Below are 15,289 nucleotides of genomic sequence, written 5' to 3'. Positions count from 1 at the left end.
CCAGCCGGGCTGGAGAGGGGCGCGCTCAACGGCGTCGAACCGGTTCAGGAGCCAAAACCAGCGAGCGGCGCCCACCGCCTTCAGTCGCCCTCGACGGCTGGGAGGCGGTGATTCGGGGTCGTGCGCGAGCGGTGGCCGAGCCGATCGGCGACCGCGAGCAGGACGGCCGACACGACGAAGGTCATGTGAATGCCGACCAGCCAGGCGAGCTCGCGATCGCTCTCGCGCGCGATGTCCATAAAGCCTTCGAGCAGCTTGATCGCCGAGATCGCCACGATCGACGCCATCAGCTTGAGCTTCAGCTCGCCGAAGTCGATTTCGGCGATCCAGTGCGGCCGCCCGTCGTCCGGCCGCATCTCGACCGGCGCGACGAAATTGGTGTAGCCGGAGATGAACACGATCACCACCAGCGACGCCGACAGCGTCATGTCGACGATGCCCAGCACCGACAAGAGCACCGTCTCGTCGCTGAGCTGCGACAGGTGGCTGACCAGTTCGTAGACGTGGATGCCCGACTTGGCGAGCAGCGCCAGAAGGCTGATCGCCAGGATGAAATACAGCGGCGTCAGCAGGAAGCGGCAGCCGAACAGGAAGCGCTCGAACCAGGTTCTGAACATCGCCCCCTCTCCCCCGCCACAAAAAGCCCGCGCCCGGCCTTTCATAGGGCGAAGGCGTTCCCTCGCGCAAGCCGGCGTTCGCAGGCGCAGCATAGCGGCGGCGCGGCTCGCGCCGCCGCCGAGGCGGCGGCCGTCCAGGCCGCCCCGGCCAGCGCCTGAAGGCGCGCCTTACGCCGGCCGCAGCACCCGGCCCGCGACCGCGTCGAGCTTGCGGACGAGCTCCGGGTCGCGCGCCTCGGCGTGGGTGATGAGCGCGTAGTCCAGCGCGCGGTCGGAGCCGATCGGGCACGGCTCGTGCTCGGCGGGAAAGTCCCGCAGCGCGTGGGCGACCAGCCTCGCCGCCTTTTCGGCGTTGTCGTTCATCACCTTGATCACAGCCGCGACGTCGACGTTGTCGTGCTCCTCGTGCCAGCAGTCGTAGTCGGTCACCATGGCGACGGTCGCGTAGCAGATCTCCGCCTCGCGCGCGAGCTTGGCCTCGGTCGCGCCGGTCATGCCGATGACGTCGGCGCCGCGCGCCTGATAGCCGAGCGATTCGGCGAGCGAGGAGAACTGCGGACCCTCCATGCAGAGATAGGTCCCGCCATCCTTGAACGCGACGCCCTCGGCCTGCGCGGCCGCGGCGAGGCGGCGGCGCAGCCGGGGCGCGATCGGATGGGCCATCGACACATGCGCCACCAGCCCCGTTCCGAAGAAGGTCGACTGGCGCAGGTAGGTCCGGTCCTCGAACTGGTCGATCAGGACGAACATCCCCGGATAGAGCTCGCGATGGAACGACCCGCAGGCGGACAGCGCGATGATGTCGGTGACGCCGACGCGCTTCAGCGCGTCGATGTTGGCGCGGTAGTTGATCGTCGAGGGGGAGAACCGATGGCCCCTGCCGTGGCGGGCGAGAAACACCGCCTCGGTGTCGCCGATCCGGCCGAAGCGCAGCGCGTCCGAGGGCTCGCCCCACGGCGTGGTCACAGCCTCCTCGCGCAAGTCCGTCAGTCCGGGCAGATGATAGACGCCCGAGCCGCCGATCACTCCGACAATCGCCTTCGTCATTTCCGGCTTCCCTTTCCCTTTCCGCCCGAACGGCCCGACCGCCGGAGGATGCGGACGACATCGGTCTCCCGATGCGCGAACGCCCGCGGCGGAACCGCGGGCGTCGTTCCAGCCTGAAGCAAGCGGCCCGTCAGTGGGCCGACTCCCACACTTTCTTCTTGGTGGCGTAGAGCAGCCCCGCCAGCACGAACAGGAAGATCATCGCGCCGAGGCCGATCCGCCTGCGCTCGTTGAGATTGGGCTCGGCGGCCCAGCTCAGGAAGGCGGCGACGTCCCGGGAGTAGCTGTCGACCGTCTTGGGGGTTCCATCGGTGTATTCGACCGCGCCGTCGGTGATCGGCTGCGGCATGGCGATCTTGTGGCCGGGGTAATAGAGATTCCACTGCGGATCGTCCGGGTGGGTGTAGCCGGTCACGATGGCGTGGATGTAGTCCGCCCCCATCTCCTGGTATTGCAGGCCGGGCAGCGCGTCGAACACGAACCACGGGAACCCGCGCTCCCATTTGCGCGCCTTGGCGAGCAGGTTCATGTCCGGCGGCGCCTTGCCGAACGCCGCGGCCGCCGCCTGATCGTTCGGATAGGCCTCGGGACGGGGGATGATGTCGGCCGGCGTGCCGGGGCGCTTGAAGATCTCGCCCTTGTCGTTCGGCTCCTCGTTGGTGACCTGATAGCTCGCGGCGAGCGCCTTCACCTGATCTTCCGAAAACTGGGGCCCGCCCGGCTGCCCCAGCGTGCGGAACGGGATGCTCAGGGCATGGCAGTTGCTGCACACTTCCTTGTAGACCTGGAAGCCGCGCTGCAACTGGGCCTTGTCGTAAGTGCCGAACGTCCCGCCGAAGCTCCACGACTCGCGCGGGGGTTTCGGCTGTTCTGCGGTTTCCTGCGCCAGGGCGGACCCGCCTGCGAGCGCAAGGGCGAACGCGGCCGCGGCAAGGGCTTTGGTGTCGAAGCGAATCATCGTGGTTGTCCCTCGGGATCGATCGCGTTTCACTCGGCCGGGACCGGCTTCTTCGCCAGCACGGCGTCGGCGATCGAGGCCGGGATGGGCCTGGTCTTCTCCGCGAAGCTCAGGATCGGCATGATCACGAGGAAGAACCCGAAATAACCGACGGTGAGAATACGCGCCACCAGCGTCATCGCGTCGCCCGGCTCCTGCGACCCGATCCAGCCGAGCAGGACGCAGATCACGACGAACACCCAGAAGAAGAACCGGAACGCGGGGCGGTATTTCGCCGACTTGACCGGATTGCGGTCGAGCCAGGGAACGAAGGCGAGGATCGCGATCGAGGCGAACAGCGCGACGACGCCCATGAGCTTGTTGGGGATGGCGCGCAGGATCGCGTAGAACGGCAACAGGTACCATTCCGGCACGACGTGCGCCGGCGTCACCAGCGGGTTGGCGATGTTGTAGTTGTCGGCGTCGAGCAGATAGTTCGGGATGAAGAAGATCAGCCAGGCGTAAAGGATCAGCCAGACCGAGACGGCGAAGATGTCCTTCATCGTGGCGTAGGGCGTGAACGGGACCGTGTCGCGATCGACGTTCTGCACCTCGACGCCGTCCGGGTTGTTCTGACCGGTGACATGCAGCGCCCAGACATGCAGCCCGACGAAGGCGGCGATGATGAAGGGCAACAGATAGTGCAGCGAGAAGAACCGGTTCACGGTCGGGCCGCCGACCGCGAAACCGCCCCACAGCCAGTGCGCGATGCCGGTTCCCACGAACGGAATGGCGGTCACGAGGTTGGTGATCACGGTCGCGCCGGCGAAGCTCATCGCGCCCCACGGCAGCACGTAGCCGAGGAAGGCGGTCGCGGCCATCAGAAAGTAGATGATGACGCCGATGATCCAGAGCAGTTCGCGCGGCGGCTTGAAGGAGCCGTAGTAGAGGCCGCGGAAAATGTGGATGTAGCAGGCGAGGAAGAACAGCGACGCGCCGTTGGTGTGCATGTAGCGCATCAGCCAGCCGTAATTGACGTCGCGCATGATGTGGCTGATCGACTGGAAGGCCGTCGTCGCCGAGGGGACGTAGTGCATCGCCAGCACGACGCCGGTGATGATCTGGGCGATCAGCATGAACGCCAGGATCGCGCCGAAGGTCCACATGTAGTTGAGGTTGCGCGGCACCGGAAAGGCGATGAACGACGAGTGGACCAGGCCCATAATGGGCAGGCGCGACTCGAACCAGCGCCCGATCGCGCTCTTGGGGACGAAGGTCGAAGGACCGCTCATGGATGGCTCTCGGAAAGGCGTTGCGCGAAGGTCAGGATGCGGCTCGGGGCGGCGTCAAACCGGCGTCAGCCGATCTTCAGCCTCGTGTCGGTGAGGAACTTGTACTCCGGCACGGCGAGATTGAGCGGCGCGGGGCCCTGACGGATGCGGCCGGAGGTGTCGTAGACCGAGCCGTGGCAGGGGCAGAACCAGCCCTCGTATTTGCCCTCGTGGCCGATCGGGACGCAGCCGAGATGGGTGCAGATGCCCACGACGATCAGCCACTCGGGCTTCTGCACGCGGCTGGCGTCGGTCTGCGGGTCGCGCAGTTCGCTCAGCTCGACGTTCTGCGCGTCCTCGATTTCCTTCTTCGTGCGGTGCCGGACGAACACCGGGCCGCCGCGCCACTTGATCGTCAGGATCTGGCCCTCGGGGACCGCCGCGATATCGACCTCGGTCGAGGCCATGGCGAGGGTCGAGGCGTCCGGATTCATCTGATCGATGAACGGCCACGCGACGGCCGCGACGCCCACCGCGCCGACCGCGCCGGTGGCGAGGTATAGAAAATCTCTGCGATTCGGTGCCTGTGTCGTGGTAGCGGCGGTCAAGTCCAACCCCCAGGAGTTTCAAAAACGTGCGCGCCGATTCGGGCTTCTTGCGTTCCCTGGCGGCCTTCGAAGACGACGACGACCGCCCAACGAACGCGCCTCGCGTCGTCAGCGTCAATCGGCTGGCGCAGCGCGGCGTCGGTCGACGATTGGCGCGGCTTTTCGCATCGATCCAAGTCGATGTCCATAGGAGCAAAACGCCGCGGCTCTTTGTCTTTCGTCGGGCTTCGGGCGCCGCGGCCGGGCCGGTCCGGTCCGTCGTCCGTCCCGCGCGGCGAGGCGACGAACGATGAACCGGCCGGCCGCCCGGCTCCTGCTGGCCCTCTACCAGCCCGACATCGCGCAGAACGCCGGCGCCATGCTGCGCACCTGCGCTTGCCTCGGGGTCGACGCGGCGATCATCGAACCGGCCGGCTTTCGCATCGGCGACAGCCGCTTCCGCCGCGCCGGGCTCGACTATCTCGACGCCGTGTCGGTCGCGCGGCACGATTCCTGGGACCGATTCGAGACCTGGCGCAAGGCGAGCGGCCGGCGGCTGGCGCTTCTGACCACCAAGGGCGAAACGGCGCTCTGGGACTTCGGTTTCCGCGCCCACGACATCCTGCTGGTCGGGCGCGAATCGGCGGGAGCGCCGGACGAGGTCGCGGCCGCCGCCGACGCGCGCCTCAGGATTCCGATCCGCCCCCCGCTGCGATCGCTGAACGTCGGGATCGCCGCGGCGATCGCGCTGGTCGAGGCGCTTCGCCAGATCGACGGACTGCCGTAGACTCGGGCGGGTCTTAGGAATTCGACTTTCGTCGATGACGAAGCCGTGTCAATGAAGTGTTGTCAGGCGATAAGCGCCGGTCCGGCCGGCTGGGATGCGGCGGGAGGGTGGTATGGACTCAGGAACAGTGCGGGTTTTGATTGCCGACGATCACCCGCTGGTCGTCGGAGGCTTGCGCGAGGCCGTGCTGGGCGCCGCGCCCGGCGCCGAGATCGCCGTCGCGCACGATTTCGACAGCATGGCGGCCGCCCTCGAAGCCACTCCCGACACCGACCTCGTGCTGCTCGATCTGAACATGCCCGGCGTGCGCGGGTTTTCGGGTCTCCTGTTCCTCCGCTCCGAACGGCCGTCCACGCCGGTCGTCATCGTGTCGGGCAACGAGGATCGCGCGGTGATCCGCCATTGCCTCGAGTTCGGCGCCTCCGGCTTCATTCCCAAGTCGAACTCGCTCGAGACCATGCGCGAGGCGATCGCCCAGGTGCTCGACGGCGGCCGCTGGACGCCGCCCGATTTCGATCCGAACGCGCAAGGCCACCGCGAGTCGAGCGCGCTCGCGCGGCGCCTCGCGACCCTCACGCCGCAGCAGATCCGCGTGCTGATGATGCTGTCGCAGGGCCTCTTGAACAAGCAGATCGCCTACGAGCTCACCGTCTCCGAGGCGACGGTGAAGGCGCATGTGTCGGCGATCCTGCAGAAGCTCGGGGTCGAGAGCCGCACACAGGCGGTCATCCTGGCGACCAAGATCGAGTCGGCGCAGGAGCTTTCGATCGCCTCCTGACGCCGCCCCTCCAGCGGGACGGCGTCCCGACCGCGCGCCCCGCGAGCGCGCGGCCGCGCCGCGCGCTCCCGCCGCTCACCCCTTGCGGTTCTGCCGGTTGTCGATCAGCTGCGTGACCACGCCCGGATCGGCGAGCGTCGAGGTGTCGCCGAGCGCGCCGTACTCGTTCTCGGCGATCTTGCGCAGGATGCGGCGCATGATCTTGCCGGAGCGGGTCTTCGGCAGCCCCTGGGCGAACTGGATGAGGTCGGGCGAGGCGATCGGTCCGATTTCCTTGCGCACCCAGGCGACCAGTTCCTTGCGCAGGTCCTCCGTCGGTTCGACGCCTTCCATCACGGTGACGTAGGCGTAAATGCCCTGGCCCTTGATGTCGTGCGGATAACCGACCACCGCGGCTTCCGAGACCTTGGGGTGGGCGACGAGCGCGCTCTCCACTTCCGCCGTCCCCATGCGGTGGCCGGAGACATTGATGACGTCGTCGACGCGGCCGGTGATCCAGTAGAAGCCGTCGGAGTCGCGCCGGCAGCCGTCGCCGGTGAAGTACTTGCCGGGATAGGTCGAGAAGTAGGTCTTCACGAACCGCTCGTGGTCGCCGTAGACCGTGCGCATCTGTCCGGGCCACGAATCGGCGATGACCAGGTTGCCCTCGGTCGCGCCTTCGAGCGTGGCGCCGGCGCCGTCGACGACCTCCGGGATGACGCCGAAGAACGGCCGGGTCGCGGAGCCGGGCTTCAGCTTGGTGGCGCCCGGCAGCGGCGTGATCAGGATGCCGCCGGTTTCGGTCTGCCACCAGGTGTCGACGATCGGGCAGCGGTGATCGCCGACGACGCGATGGTACCACTCCCAGGCTTCCGGATTGATCGGCTCGCCGACCGAGCCGAGCAGGCGCAGCGAGGCGCGGCTGGTCTTCTTCACCGGCTCCTCACCCGCGCCCATCAGCGACCGGATCGCGGTCGGCGCGGTGTAGAAGATGTTGACCTTGTGCTTGTCGATGACTTCCCAGAACCGGCTCATCGACGGATAGTTCGGGATGCCTTCGAACATCAGCGTCGTCGCGCCGTTGGCGAGCGGGCCGTAGACGATGTAGGAGTGGCCGGTCACCCAGCCGACGTCGGCGGTGCACCAGTAGATGTCGCCCTCGTGGTAGTCGAACACGTATTGGTGCGTCATCGACGCGAACACGAGATAGCCGCCGGTGGTGTGGACGACGCCCTTGGGGGTGCCGGTCGAGCCGGAGGTGTAGAGGATGAACAGCGGGTCCTCCGCGTTCACCGGCTCGGCGGGGCACGTGGTCGAGACGCGCGCGGCGGCCTCGTGGTACCAGACGTCGCGGCCGGGGGTCCAGTCGACCTCGCCCCCGGTGCGCTTGACGACCAGCACGTGCTTCACCGTCGACGTCTTCTTGAGCGCGGCGTCGACGTTGGCCTTGAGCGGCACCTTGCGTCCGCCGCGCAGGCCCTCGTCGGCCGTGATCACGACCGCGCACTGCGCGTCCTCGATGCGCCCGGCGATCGCGTCGGGCGAGAAGCCGCCGAACACCACCGAGTGGATCGCCCCCAGCCGGGCGCAGGCGAGCATCGCGAAGGCCGCTTCGGGAATCATCGGCAGGTAGATGGTGACGCGGTCGCCCTTCTTGACGCCGTGCCAGTGCAGCACGTTGGCGAAGCGGTTCACCTCCTCGGAGAGTTCCCGGTAGGTGATCAGGCGCTGCTCGTTGGGGTTGTCGCCTTCCCAGATGATCGCGACCTGGTCGCCCCGCTTCTCGAGATGCCGGTCGACGCAATTGTAGGCGACGTTGGTTTCGCCGTCTTCGTACCACTTGATCGAAACGTTGTGGATGTCCCAGGAGATGTTCTTGACCTTGGTGTAGGGCTTGAACCAGTCGATCCGCTTGCCGTGCTCGCCCCAGAACGCCTCCGGGTCGTCCAGGGATTGTTTGTACATCGTCCGGTACTTCGCGTCGTCGATCCAGGCGCGCTTGGCCCATTCGTCGGGGACGTCGTAAACGTGGACTTCGGACACGGAGTTCCTCCCATAAAACCATCGCGCGCCGGGCGGGCCGACGCGCTGGCGCTGACGCAAGTTTATGCCCAAGCCGGCGAGGCCAAACAAGCCGCCGTCCGGTGCTGCTTTGGTCTTAGCCATTCCGTACGCCGCAGTTCGGATGGCGACGATAGACCTACAGTCCGCCCATCTCGCAGACCAGGCGCCATTCGGCGTCCGTCACCGGCTGCACCGACAGGCGCGCGTTGACAACCAGCGCCATGCCCGCCAGACGCGCGTCCGCCTTCGCCGCTTCGAGCGTGACCGGACGCGGCAGCGGCCGCACGGCGCGGATGTCGACCATGCCGAATTTTCCCGACGCGTCGGTCGGATCCGGCCGGTAGCCCTTGCACACCTCGACGATCCCGACGATCGCCTTGCCCTCGTTGGAATGGTAGAAGAACCCCTGCTCGCCGACCAGCATCGCCTGCATGTTCAGCTTGGCGGAATGGTTGCGCACCCCGCTCCAGTCGGTGCCGTCGGCGCCGCAGGCCGCGAGCCGCTCGAACGACCAGACCGACGGCTCGCTCTTGAACAGCCAGTGCGCCATGGCGCGCTCACGCGATCGGCTGGCCGACCGCCTGCCGCCAGGGCGTCACGGTCACGCGCTCGAACAGGCCGGCCTGCGCATAGGGGTCGTCGGCGAGGATCGCCTCGATCTCGGCCAGACTGTCGCCCTCGACAATCAGCATCGAGCCGACCGGCGTCTGAAGGTCCGCGGCCAGCATCGCGCCCGCGGCCTTAACCTTCACGCCGAGGCCCTGGAGAAACGCGAGGTGCGCCGGACGACTGCCGAGGCGCGTCTCGAGGCTTCGGGGCTTGTCGACGCAGGTGGCGATGAACAGCATGGTTGCACTCCGCAAGGCGCAACGAGGCTACGCGACCCGGCGGCCGGCGCCAAGCCGCCGGCGTGGCCACGCGAGGAGCGGGACGGCGCGCCCTCGGAAGCGGCGGCGCTCCGCCGCCGGGGCGCGCGAGGCGCGGCTATGCCTTGGTCATCGGCGTTTCGCCGGGCCGACGACCCTGCCCTCGAGCCGAAAGCCCCCGTCGATCGAAGAAATTGCGCAGACCTTCCGGGGCGCCCCGAAACAAGCGCCCCGCTCGCTTCGTAAACGTCGACGAAGGGCGAGACCCTTCCCGCGCCGCGGAGACGCTGACGGCCAGAACGGCCGGACGGACGGTTCCGTTTGCGCACACTTCAGGAGCACGACGCCATGAACGCCAAGATCAACCGCACCGTCGCTTTCGCCTTCCTCGGCGCGTTCGCCTTCGCCGGCGCCGCCGCCGCTCAGGACAAGATGGCGACCGACCCGATGAAGGGCGACGCCATGAAGAGCGACGCCATGAAGGCCGATCCGATGAAGGGCGACGCCATGAAGGCCGACCCGATGAAAGGCGACGCCATGAAGGCCGACCCGATGAAGGGCGACGCCATGAAGGCCGACCCGATGAAGCCCGCCAAGTAAGGCGCACGTCGAGCCCGCCCCGCGGCATCTCGGGGCGGGCTTTCCAACGCGGCCAGCCCAGGACTCATCCGATGACGATCGTTACTGCGGCGCAATCGAAAACGCCTGAGGCTTCGCGCCGGAGGCTGGTGTACCGCCACGCGCTGGCGACACGCCTCACCCATTGGATCAACGCGCTCTGCGTGACGGTCCTGTTGATGAGCGGCCTGCAGATCTTCCTGGCGCATCCCGCGCTCTACTGGGGTCAGTTCGGCGCGGATTCGGACCGGCCGGCCTTCGAAATCGGCGCCGAAACGAACAAGGACGGCGCTGAGCGTGGCTTCGTACGGCTGGGTTCGGCGACCCTCGACACGACCGGCGTGCTGGGCCTCGTCCCCAACGCCGACGGCGATCCGACCGAGCGGGCCTTTCCGCGCTGGGCGACGATCCCGAGCTGGCGGAGCCTCGCCCTGGGGCGGCGGTGGCACTTCTTCTTCGCCTGGCTGTTCGTCGCCAATCTGACGGCCTATTACGTCTTCGGGCTGATCAACGGTCATCTTCGGCGGGAACTCGCGCCGACCCGCGACCAGTTGCGGCCCAGCGCCATTCTGGCCGACATCGGCGATCACCTGCGGCTCAAGTTCCCCAAGGGCGAGGCGGCGAGGCGCTACAACCCGCTGCAGAAACTGGCCTATGTCGGCGTCGTCGCCGCGCTGCTGCCGCTGATGATTCTGACCGGGCTCACCATGTCGCCGGGCATGGACGCAGCTCTGCCCTGGCTCGTCGAGCTGTTCGGCGGCCGGCAATCCGCCCGGACCATCCATTTCATCACCGCCGGGCTGCTGCTGCTGTTCGTGCTCGTTCACCTGACCATGGTGCTGCTCGCCGGGCCGATCAACGGGGTGCGCGCGATGATCACCGGCAAACTGGCGATTTCGGAGGACGACGATCATGAGCCGCATTCAGCCCGCTGACAGTCGGCGTATCGGACGGCGCCAGTTTCTCGGCCTCGGCGCGGCCAGCCTGGGGGCGGCCCTGCTCGGCGGCTGCGACCGGCTCTCGGAGGCCCCGAGCTTCCAGGACCTTCTCGGTTCGGCCGAGGGGCTGACCTACCGCATGCAGCGGCTGCTGGGCGGCGGGAGAACGCTGGCGCGCGAATTCTCCGCAGCCGATCTGTCGCCCGACTTCAAGGTCAACGGCACCCATGCGCCCGACACGCCCGCCTATGCGGCCTTGCGGGAAACCGGGTTCGCCGACTGGCGGCTGCGCGTCGACGGGCTGGTGGTCAGGCCGCTCGACCTGTCGCTCGCCGATCTCGTCGCCATGCCGCAGAGGACCCAGATCACCCGTCACGACTGCGTCGAGGGCTGGAGCGCAATCGGCAAGTGGCAGGGCGTTCCGCTCGCCGACGTCCTGACGCGCGCCACGCTCCTGCCGGCGGCGCGCTTCGCGGTGTTCCATTGCGCCGACATGTACGAGCACGCCGCCGACGGCACGGGCCAATATTACGAAAGCATCGACCTGATCGACGCCTTCCATCCCCAGACCATCCTGGCCCATCGCTTCAACGACGAGGCCCTATCGGTCGGGCATGGCGCGCCGCTCAGGCTGCGGGTCGAACGCCAGCTCGGCTACAAGCAGGCCAAGTACGTGATGCGCATCGAGATGACCGACCGGCTCGACCGGTTCGGGCGCGGCAAGGGCGGCTTCTGGCCCGATCGCGGCTACGAATGGTACGCCGGGATTTGAGCGGGGCGCGGAGGGCGCGATTCGACAGGCGCCGGCGCGGATCGACAGGGCTTGCGTCGCGGGCGCGACAGCGAGGGCGCGACGGGTCCTGCAATGGCGCGCGATCAGGGGCGCGCTCGGCCCGTCGCGGGCCGGCCTATCGCTTGACCTTCCTTCATCGCGGCGCGGCGGCCGCCCTGCGCAGGGCCGCGACTTCGGCTTCGAGGGCGCGAATGCGGTCGTCGCGTTCGGCGAGCGCGGCGGCGATGTCGGAAGCCTCGAGCCTGAGCGGGATGTGCTGCGGACAATTGGCGTCCCAGGCGGAGACCGCGAACACAATCGCCTGCGCCGGCTTCGCCCGATAGCCCTGCGGCGTCAGCTTCGCCATCAGCGCGTCGTCGCCTTCGACGACCCGCGCCTCGCCCCAGATCTTGACCCGCCGGCGCGTCGCGTAGTCGATCAGCAAGAGCTGCGCGCGCGGGTTCTCGGCGAGATTGCCGAGCGTGATGTACTGCCGGTTGCCGACGAAATCGACGAAGCCGAGCGTCGTGTCGTCGAGGACCCGCAGAAAACCCTTCGGTCCGCCGCGGTGCTGGACGTAGGGCTGGCCGTCGCGGCTCGCGGTCGCCAGGAACACGCTGGTCTGCCCGGCGATGAAGTCCGCGAGTTCGGCCGTGACGCGGGTCGGCCAGCCGCCGCGCGCCTCGACGGCGGCGTAGCTCGCCCGCGAGCCTTTTCGCGACTGCACCGCCTTGACGGCGGGCGTGAAGGCGACGTCGCTCGAGAAGCGCTCTTCCGAGGTCGCTGAGCGACGGATGGTCGTCCGGTCGCGGCCCGAGCGGCCAATGGAACAGGCGATCCCGCTCCGCCAGCGGCGCGTCGTTGATGCTGGCGATGCGCCGGCGCATCAGCCCGTCGGCGTCGAATTCCCAGTTCTCGTTTCCGTAAGCGCGAAACCAGCCGTTCTCCGCGTCGCGCCATTCATAGGCGAAACGCACGGCGATCCGGTTCAGGCGAAAGCCCCAGATCTCCTTGATCAGGCGATAGTCGAGCTCCCTCCGCCACTTCAGCGTCAGGAAGGCCTCGATCGCCTGACGTCCTTGCAGGAATTCGGCGCGGTTCCGCCAGCGGCTGTCCGCCGTATAGGCCAGAGCGACACGGGCAGGATCCCGCGAATTCCAGGCGTCCTCGGCCATGCGCGTCTTCAGCACGGCCGAGTCGAGATCGAAGGGGGGAAGAGGCGGGCGGCTCATGGCGATCGTCTCGCTCGGTTGGGAAAGTCGCGCCGAGGAAGACGACGGCAGGGGGCCCGTCTTCCTCGGCGGTTCGTCGCGACGGCGCCAGGGGCGGTCGCCTTGCGGTCACGCCGCCTCGCCAACCCTGATGACCGGAAAATCGATGTCGGTCTGCGCGACGGAATTGACATAGTTGGTCCAGGTGTTCAGGGCGACATGCAGGACGATCTCGATCACCTGGGCGTCGTCGTAGCCGGCGAGCCTCACCGCCCTCAAAGCCTCTTCGTCGATGTGGCCGCGCTGGCGCACGACTTTGGCCGCGAACGCCACGGCGGCGTCGGCTTTCGGGTCGTTGGAATGGCCGCGGCGATTGGCGGCGATCTCGGAATCGTCGAGTTTGGCGAGGTTTTTGCCGAGATAGGCGTGGGCGGAGAGACAGTAGTCGCAGCCGTTGGCCTCGGCGACCGCCAGGGCGATGCGCTCCCGGGTCTGGGCCGGCAGAGCGCCTTTGGAAAGGGCGCCGGAAAGCCCGAGATAGCCTTCGAGCGCGGCAGGGCTGAGGGAAACGAGACGGAACAGGTTCGGCGCGACGCCGAGTTGCTTCTTCACGGCCTCGAGCAGCGGACGCGAAGCGGCGGGGGCGTCGGCGATCGTGGCGGGAACGGGAAAGCGGGACATGGGCGAAGCTCCTGAAGCCAGCGGCGGGTCAGTCGGTCCGGAGGGCCGATGTCGCGAAGGTAAGCCCTTCCATATTGATCAAAAAGATGGCATTATCGGAAGGTATCCTTTCGAAATTTGAAAACGTCATGGATCGCCTCGAAGCCATGTCGATCCTCTTGACGGTGGTCGAGACCGGCAGTCTTTCCGCCGCCGGGCGACGGCTCAACGTCCCGCTGGCGACCGTCAGCCGCAAGGTTTCGGAGCTCGAGGCGCATCTGGGGACGCGGCTGTTCAACCGATCGAGCCGCCAGGTCACGCCGACCGATGCGGGCCTCGCCTATATCGCCGCCTGTCGCCGCATCCTCGACGACGTCGAGGAGGCGGAACGCGTCGCGTCGGGCGAGTTCCGCGCGCCCCGCGGCGACCTGATCGTCACCGCGCCGATCGTGTTCGGCCGCCTGCACCTGGCGCCGGTCGCGATCGATTTCCTGCGGACCTATCCGGATGTCGACATCCGGATCGTGTTCAGCGACCAGTTCGTCGATCTGCTCGAGGATCACGTCGATCTCGCCCTGCGCATCGGCCCGCTTCCCGACAGCAGGCTGATCGCGATCCACCTCGGCACGGTCCGTCACGTGGTTTGCGCCAGTCCGGCCTATCTCGCCGAACGCGGCGTCCCGCGCCACCCGGCCGAACTCGAGGCCCACGCCTGCGTCGCCTTCCAGACTCTGACCGCCGGGGGCGTCTGGACATTCAAAGAAGCGACCGTCGCGCCGCGCGCCCGGCTGGTCGTCACGACGGCGGACGCCGCGATCGCCGCGGCGATCGCCGGGGTCGGCCTCACCCGCGTGCTGAGCTATCAGATCGCGGACGCCGTGCGCTCGGGCGCGCTCGCCGTCGTGCTCGAACCGTTCGAGCCGGCGCCCCTGCCGGTCAGCCTCGTGCACGCCGGCGAACGGCTCCTGCCGCTCAAACTGCGGGCGTTTCTGGACTTCGCGACGCCGAGGCTGAAGGCCCGCGTCACTCGGGCGGCGCTTCCGATCGCCGAAGCGGAAAACCGGGCCGCGCCCTGACGAACCGGGCGCCCGCTCACTCCTCCCCCCGCTGCGGTCGCCCCAGCAGCGCGCGCGCCGCGCCCTCGACGTCGAGCGCGCCCTCGAGCAGCGCCTCGACGCAGGTCGCGATCGGCATGTCGACGCCGCGCGCGCGGGCCATTTCCGTCAGGGCGCGGGCGGTGAAGGCGCCTTCGGCGAGCCGGCCGGCCCCAGCCCGCCCGACGCTCTCGCCGCGGCCGAGCGCGAGGCCGAAAGCGAAGTTGCGCGACTGCGGCGAGGAGCAGGTCAGCACCAGATCGCCGAGCCCGGAAAGCCCCATCAGGGTCTGGCTGCGCGCGCCAAAGGCTTCGCCGAACCGGCGCAGTTCAGCGAAGCCGCGAGCCACCAGGGCCGCGACTGCGCTCGCGCCGAGCCCGCGGCCGGCGGCGACGCCGCAGGCGATCGCGAGCACGTTCTTGGCCGCCCCGCCAATCTCGACGCCGCGGACGTCGGTCGAATGGTAGAGGCGCAGGTTCGGCCCGTGCAGCAGCCGGCAGAGGCTGCGGGCGAGCGCGTCGTCGGCCGCGGCCAGCGTCACCGCCGTCGGCAGGCCCGCAGCGACGTCGGCGGCGAACGACGGGCCGGACAGGATCGCAGCCGCGCGGCCCGGCGCCGCCTGGCGCAGCACCTCGGTCATGAAGGCGTGCGAGCCGCGCTCGATTCCCTTGGCGCAGGCGACCAGCGGCGCCGAGCCTGCGAGCGGCGCCAGCCGTTCGGCCGTCTCGCGCGTCGCCTGGGCCGGCGTCGCGACCAGGATCGCCGCGCACGGCCCGAGCGCCCCGAGGTCGGCGGTGGCCGTGACACGGTCCGCGAGGCGCACGCCGGGCAGCCGGTCGCTGGCTTTCGTCGCCGCGAGCGCGGCCATGCCCGCGCGGTCGCGGCCCCAGAGCACGACCTCCGACCCCGCCGCGGCGGCGGCGTTGGCGAGCGCCATCCCCCAGGCTCCGGCGCCCGCCACGCCGACAACGGATTCGCTCGCCACGGCCTGTTCGTCCTTCCTTCGGTCCCGACGGCTCGCAGGCATGAGGCCAATCGCAGGCCGCGCGCAAGGCCCGCGCGC

At 68.5% G+C, this 15,289-nt stretch carries 17 protein-coding genes and 1 pseudogene; 6 read left to right on the top strand and 12 right to left on the bottom strand.

Annotated features, from left to right (window positions below; translation table 11 throughout):
• Positions 1–80: 80 nt before the first annotated feature.
• From DFR50_RS08990 to petA, 5 genes are all read right to left on the bottom strand, one after another.
• The gene (locus DFR50_RS08990; RefSeq protein WP_113888862.1) at positions 81–617 is read right to left on the bottom strand and encodes a YqhA family protein; all 537 of its coding nucleotides are present in this window, start codon (positions 615–617) and stop codon (positions 81–83) included.
• A gap of 168 nt (positions 618–785) precedes the next feature.
• Positions 786–1,664, bottom strand: coding sequence for an S-methyl-5'-thioadenosine phosphorylase (locus DFR50_RS08985; RefSeq protein ID WP_113888861.1), 879 nt, complete (start codon positions 1,662–1,664; stop codon positions 786–788).
• Positions 1,665–1,794: 130 nt separating this feature from the next.
• A complete protein-coding gene (locus tag DFR50_RS08980; protein WP_113888860.1) occupies positions 1,795–2,622 on the bottom strand; it encodes a cytochrome c1 in 828 nt (275 codons plus the stop codon).
• A 29-nt stretch (positions 2,623–2,651) separates the two neighbouring features.
• Positions 2,652–3,893, bottom strand: a complete 1,242-nt coding sequence (locus DFR50_RS08975; protein WP_113888859.1) for a cytochrome b — start codon at positions 3,891–3,893, stop codon at positions 2,652–2,654.
• 65 nt (positions 3,894–3,958) lie between these two features.
• On the bottom strand, positions 3,959–4,480 hold the full coding sequence (petA, locus tag DFR50_RS08970; RefSeq protein ID WP_113888941.1) for a ubiquinol-cytochrome c reductase iron-sulfur subunit: 522 nt from the start codon (positions 4,478–4,480) through the stop codon (positions 3,959–3,961).
• A 289-nt stretch (positions 4,481–4,769) separates the two neighbouring features.
• Here petA and DFR50_RS08960 point away from each other — a divergent pair, with 289 nt between their 5' ends.
• Both DFR50_RS08960 and DFR50_RS08955 read left to right on the top strand, forming a co-directional pair.
• Positions 4,770–5,246, top strand: a complete 477-nt coding sequence (locus DFR50_RS08960) for a tRNA (cytidine(34)-2'-O)-methyltransferase (protein WP_113888857.1) — start codon at positions 4,770–4,772, stop codon at positions 5,244–5,246.
• A 112-nt stretch (positions 5,247–5,358) separates the two neighbouring features.
• Positions 5,359–6,024: a response regulator gene (locus DFR50_RS08955; RefSeq protein ID WP_113888856.1), complete on the top strand. Its 666-nt coding sequence runs from the start codon at positions 5,359–5,361 to the stop codon at positions 6,022–6,024.
• Positions 6,025–6,099: 75 nt separating this feature from the next.
• Here DFR50_RS08955 and acs read toward each other — a convergent pair whose 3' ends face one another.
• From acs to DFR50_RS08940, 3 genes are all read right to left on the bottom strand, one after another.
• The gene (gene acs, locus DFR50_RS08950; protein WP_245427499.1) at positions 6,100–8,046 is read right to left on the bottom strand and encodes an acetate--CoA ligase; all 1,947 of its coding nucleotides are present in this window, start codon (positions 8,044–8,046) and stop codon (positions 6,100–6,102) included.
• Positions 8,047–8,203: 157 nt separating this feature from the next.
• Positions 8,204–8,617 (bottom strand): EVE domain-containing protein, encoded by a 414-nt coding sequence (locus tag DFR50_RS08945; RefSeq protein WP_113888854.1) that lies wholly within the window; start codon positions 8,615–8,617, stop codon positions 8,204–8,206.
• 7 nt (positions 8,618–8,624) lie between these two features.
• Positions 8,625–8,915, bottom strand: a complete 291-nt coding sequence (locus DFR50_RS08940; RefSeq protein ID WP_113888853.1) for a YciI family protein — start codon at positions 8,913–8,915, stop codon at positions 8,625–8,627.
• Positions 8,916–9,281: 366 nt separating this feature from the next.
• On the opposite strand from DFR50_RS08940, the gene DFR50_RS08935 reads away from it, so the two are divergent.
• From DFR50_RS08935 to DFR50_RS08925, 3 genes are all read left to right on the top strand, one after another.
• Positions 9,282–9,533 (top strand): pentapeptide MXKDX repeat protein, encoded by a 252-nt coding sequence (locus DFR50_RS08935; RefSeq protein WP_113888852.1) that lies wholly within the window; start codon positions 9,282–9,284, stop codon positions 9,531–9,533.
• A gap of 71 nt (positions 9,534–9,604) precedes the next feature.
• Positions 9,605–10,486, top strand: coding sequence for a cytochrome b/b6 domain-containing protein (locus DFR50_RS08930; protein ID WP_113888851.1), 882 nt, complete (start codon positions 9,605–9,607; stop codon positions 10,484–10,486).
• Positions 10,464–11,261, top strand: a complete 798-nt coding sequence (locus tag DFR50_RS08925; protein WP_113888850.1) for a molybdopterin-binding protein — start codon at positions 10,464–10,466, stop codon at positions 11,259–11,261. The genes DFR50_RS08930 and DFR50_RS08925 overlap by 23 nt, the downstream gene beginning before the upstream one ends.
• A 154-nt stretch (positions 11,262–11,415) precedes the next feature.
• Here the strand turns inward: DFR50_RS08925 and DFR50_RS32870 are convergent, their stop codons facing one another.
• The 3 genes and pseudogenes from DFR50_RS32870 to DFR50_RS08915 all read right to left on the bottom strand — a co-directional run bounded on the left by DFR50_RS32870 (position 11,416) and on the right by DFR50_RS08915 (position 13,153).
• Positions 11,416–11,988: a pyridoxamine 5'-phosphate oxidase family protein gene (locus DFR50_RS32870; protein ID WP_342634547.1), complete on the bottom strand. Its 573-nt coding sequence runs from the start codon at positions 11,986–11,988 to the stop codon at positions 11,416–11,418.
• A 46-nt stretch (positions 11,989–12,034) separates the two neighbouring features.
• Positions 12,035–12,493: pseudogene (locus DFR50_RS32865) on the bottom strand (nuclear transport factor 2 family protein); the annotation flags it as partial.
• Positions 12,494–12,601: 108 nt separating this feature from the next.
• Complete coding sequence (locus DFR50_RS08915) at positions 12,602–13,153, bottom strand: carboxymuconolactone decarboxylase family protein (RefSeq protein WP_113888849.1); 552 nt, start codon at positions 13,151–13,153, stop codon at positions 12,602–12,604.
• A gap of 128 nt (positions 13,154–13,281) precedes the next feature.
• On the opposite strand from DFR50_RS08915, the gene DFR50_RS08910 reads away from it, so the two are divergent.
• Positions 13,282–14,208, top strand: coding sequence for a LysR family transcriptional regulator (locus DFR50_RS08910; protein WP_113888848.1), 927 nt, complete (start codon positions 13,282–13,284; stop codon positions 14,206–14,208).
• Positions 14,209–14,224: 16 nt separating this feature from the next.
• On the opposite strand, the gene DFR50_RS08905 is transcribed toward DFR50_RS08910, so the two are convergent.
• A complete protein-coding gene (locus DFR50_RS08905; protein ID WP_281015949.1) occupies positions 14,225–15,211 on the bottom strand; it encodes an NAD(P)H-dependent glycerol-3-phosphate dehydrogenase in 987 nt (328 codons plus the stop codon).
• Positions 15,212–15,289: the final 78 nt, after the last annotated feature.

It is taken from the genome of Roseiarcus fermentans (assembly GCF_003315135.1).
In the GTDB taxonomy this organism is placed as follows: domain Bacteria; phylum Pseudomonadota; class Alphaproteobacteria; order Rhizobiales; family Beijerinckiaceae; genus Roseiarcus; species Roseiarcus fermentans.
This window is presented reverse-complemented; position numbering and strand designations above follow the sequence as displayed.

Excerpts from the sequence above, each read along its gene's own strand:
- DFR50_RS08990 (WP_113888862.1), bottom strand. The coding sequence starts at position 617 with ATGTTCAGAACCTGGTTCGAGCGCTTCCTGTTCGGCTGCCGCTTCCTG.
- DFR50_RS08985 (WP_113888861.1), bottom strand. The coding sequence starts at position 1,664 with ATGACGAAGGCGATTGTCGGAGTGATCGGCGGCTCGGGCGTCTATCAT.
- DFR50_RS08980 (WP_113888860.1), bottom strand. The coding sequence starts at position 2,622 with ATGATTCGCTTCGACACCAAAGCCCTTGCCGCGGCCGCGTTCGCCCTT.
- DFR50_RS08975 (WP_113888859.1), bottom strand. The coding sequence starts at position 3,893 with ATGAGCGGTCCTTCGACCTTCGTCCCCAAGAGCGCGATCGGGCGCTGG.
- DFR50_RS08960 (WP_113888857.1), top strand. The coding sequence starts at position 4,770 with ATGAACCGGCCGGCCGCCCGGCTCCTGCTGGCCCTCTACCAGCCCGAC.
- DFR50_RS08955 (WP_113888856.1), top strand. The coding sequence starts at position 5,359 with ATGGACTCAGGAACAGTGCGGGTTTTGATTGCCGACGATCACCCGCTG.
- DFR50_RS08945 (WP_113888854.1), bottom strand. The coding sequence starts at position 8,617 with ATGGCGCACTGGCTGTTCAAGAGCGAGCCGTCGGTCTGGTCGTTCGAG.
- DFR50_RS08940 (WP_113888853.1), bottom strand. The coding sequence starts at position 8,915 with ATGCTGTTCATCGCCACCTGCGTCGACAAGCCCCGAAGCCTCGAGACG.
- DFR50_RS08935 (WP_113888852.1), top strand. The coding sequence starts at position 9,282 with ATGAACGCCAAGATCAACCGCACCGTCGCTTTCGCCTTCCTCGGCGCG.
- DFR50_RS08930 (WP_113888851.1), top strand. The coding sequence starts at position 9,605 with ATGACGATCGTTACTGCGGCGCAATCGAAAACGCCTGAGGCTTCGCGC.
- DFR50_RS08925 (WP_113888850.1), top strand. The coding sequence starts at position 10,464 with ATGAGCCGCATTCAGCCCGCTGACAGTCGGCGTATCGGACGGCGCCAG.
- DFR50_RS08915 (WP_113888849.1), bottom strand. The coding sequence starts at position 13,153 with ATGTCCCGCTTTCCCGTTCCCGCCACGATCGCCGACGCCCCCGCCGCT.
- DFR50_RS08910 (WP_113888848.1), top strand. The coding sequence starts at position 13,282 with ATGGATCGCCTCGAAGCCATGTCGATCCTCTTGACGGTGGTCGAGACC.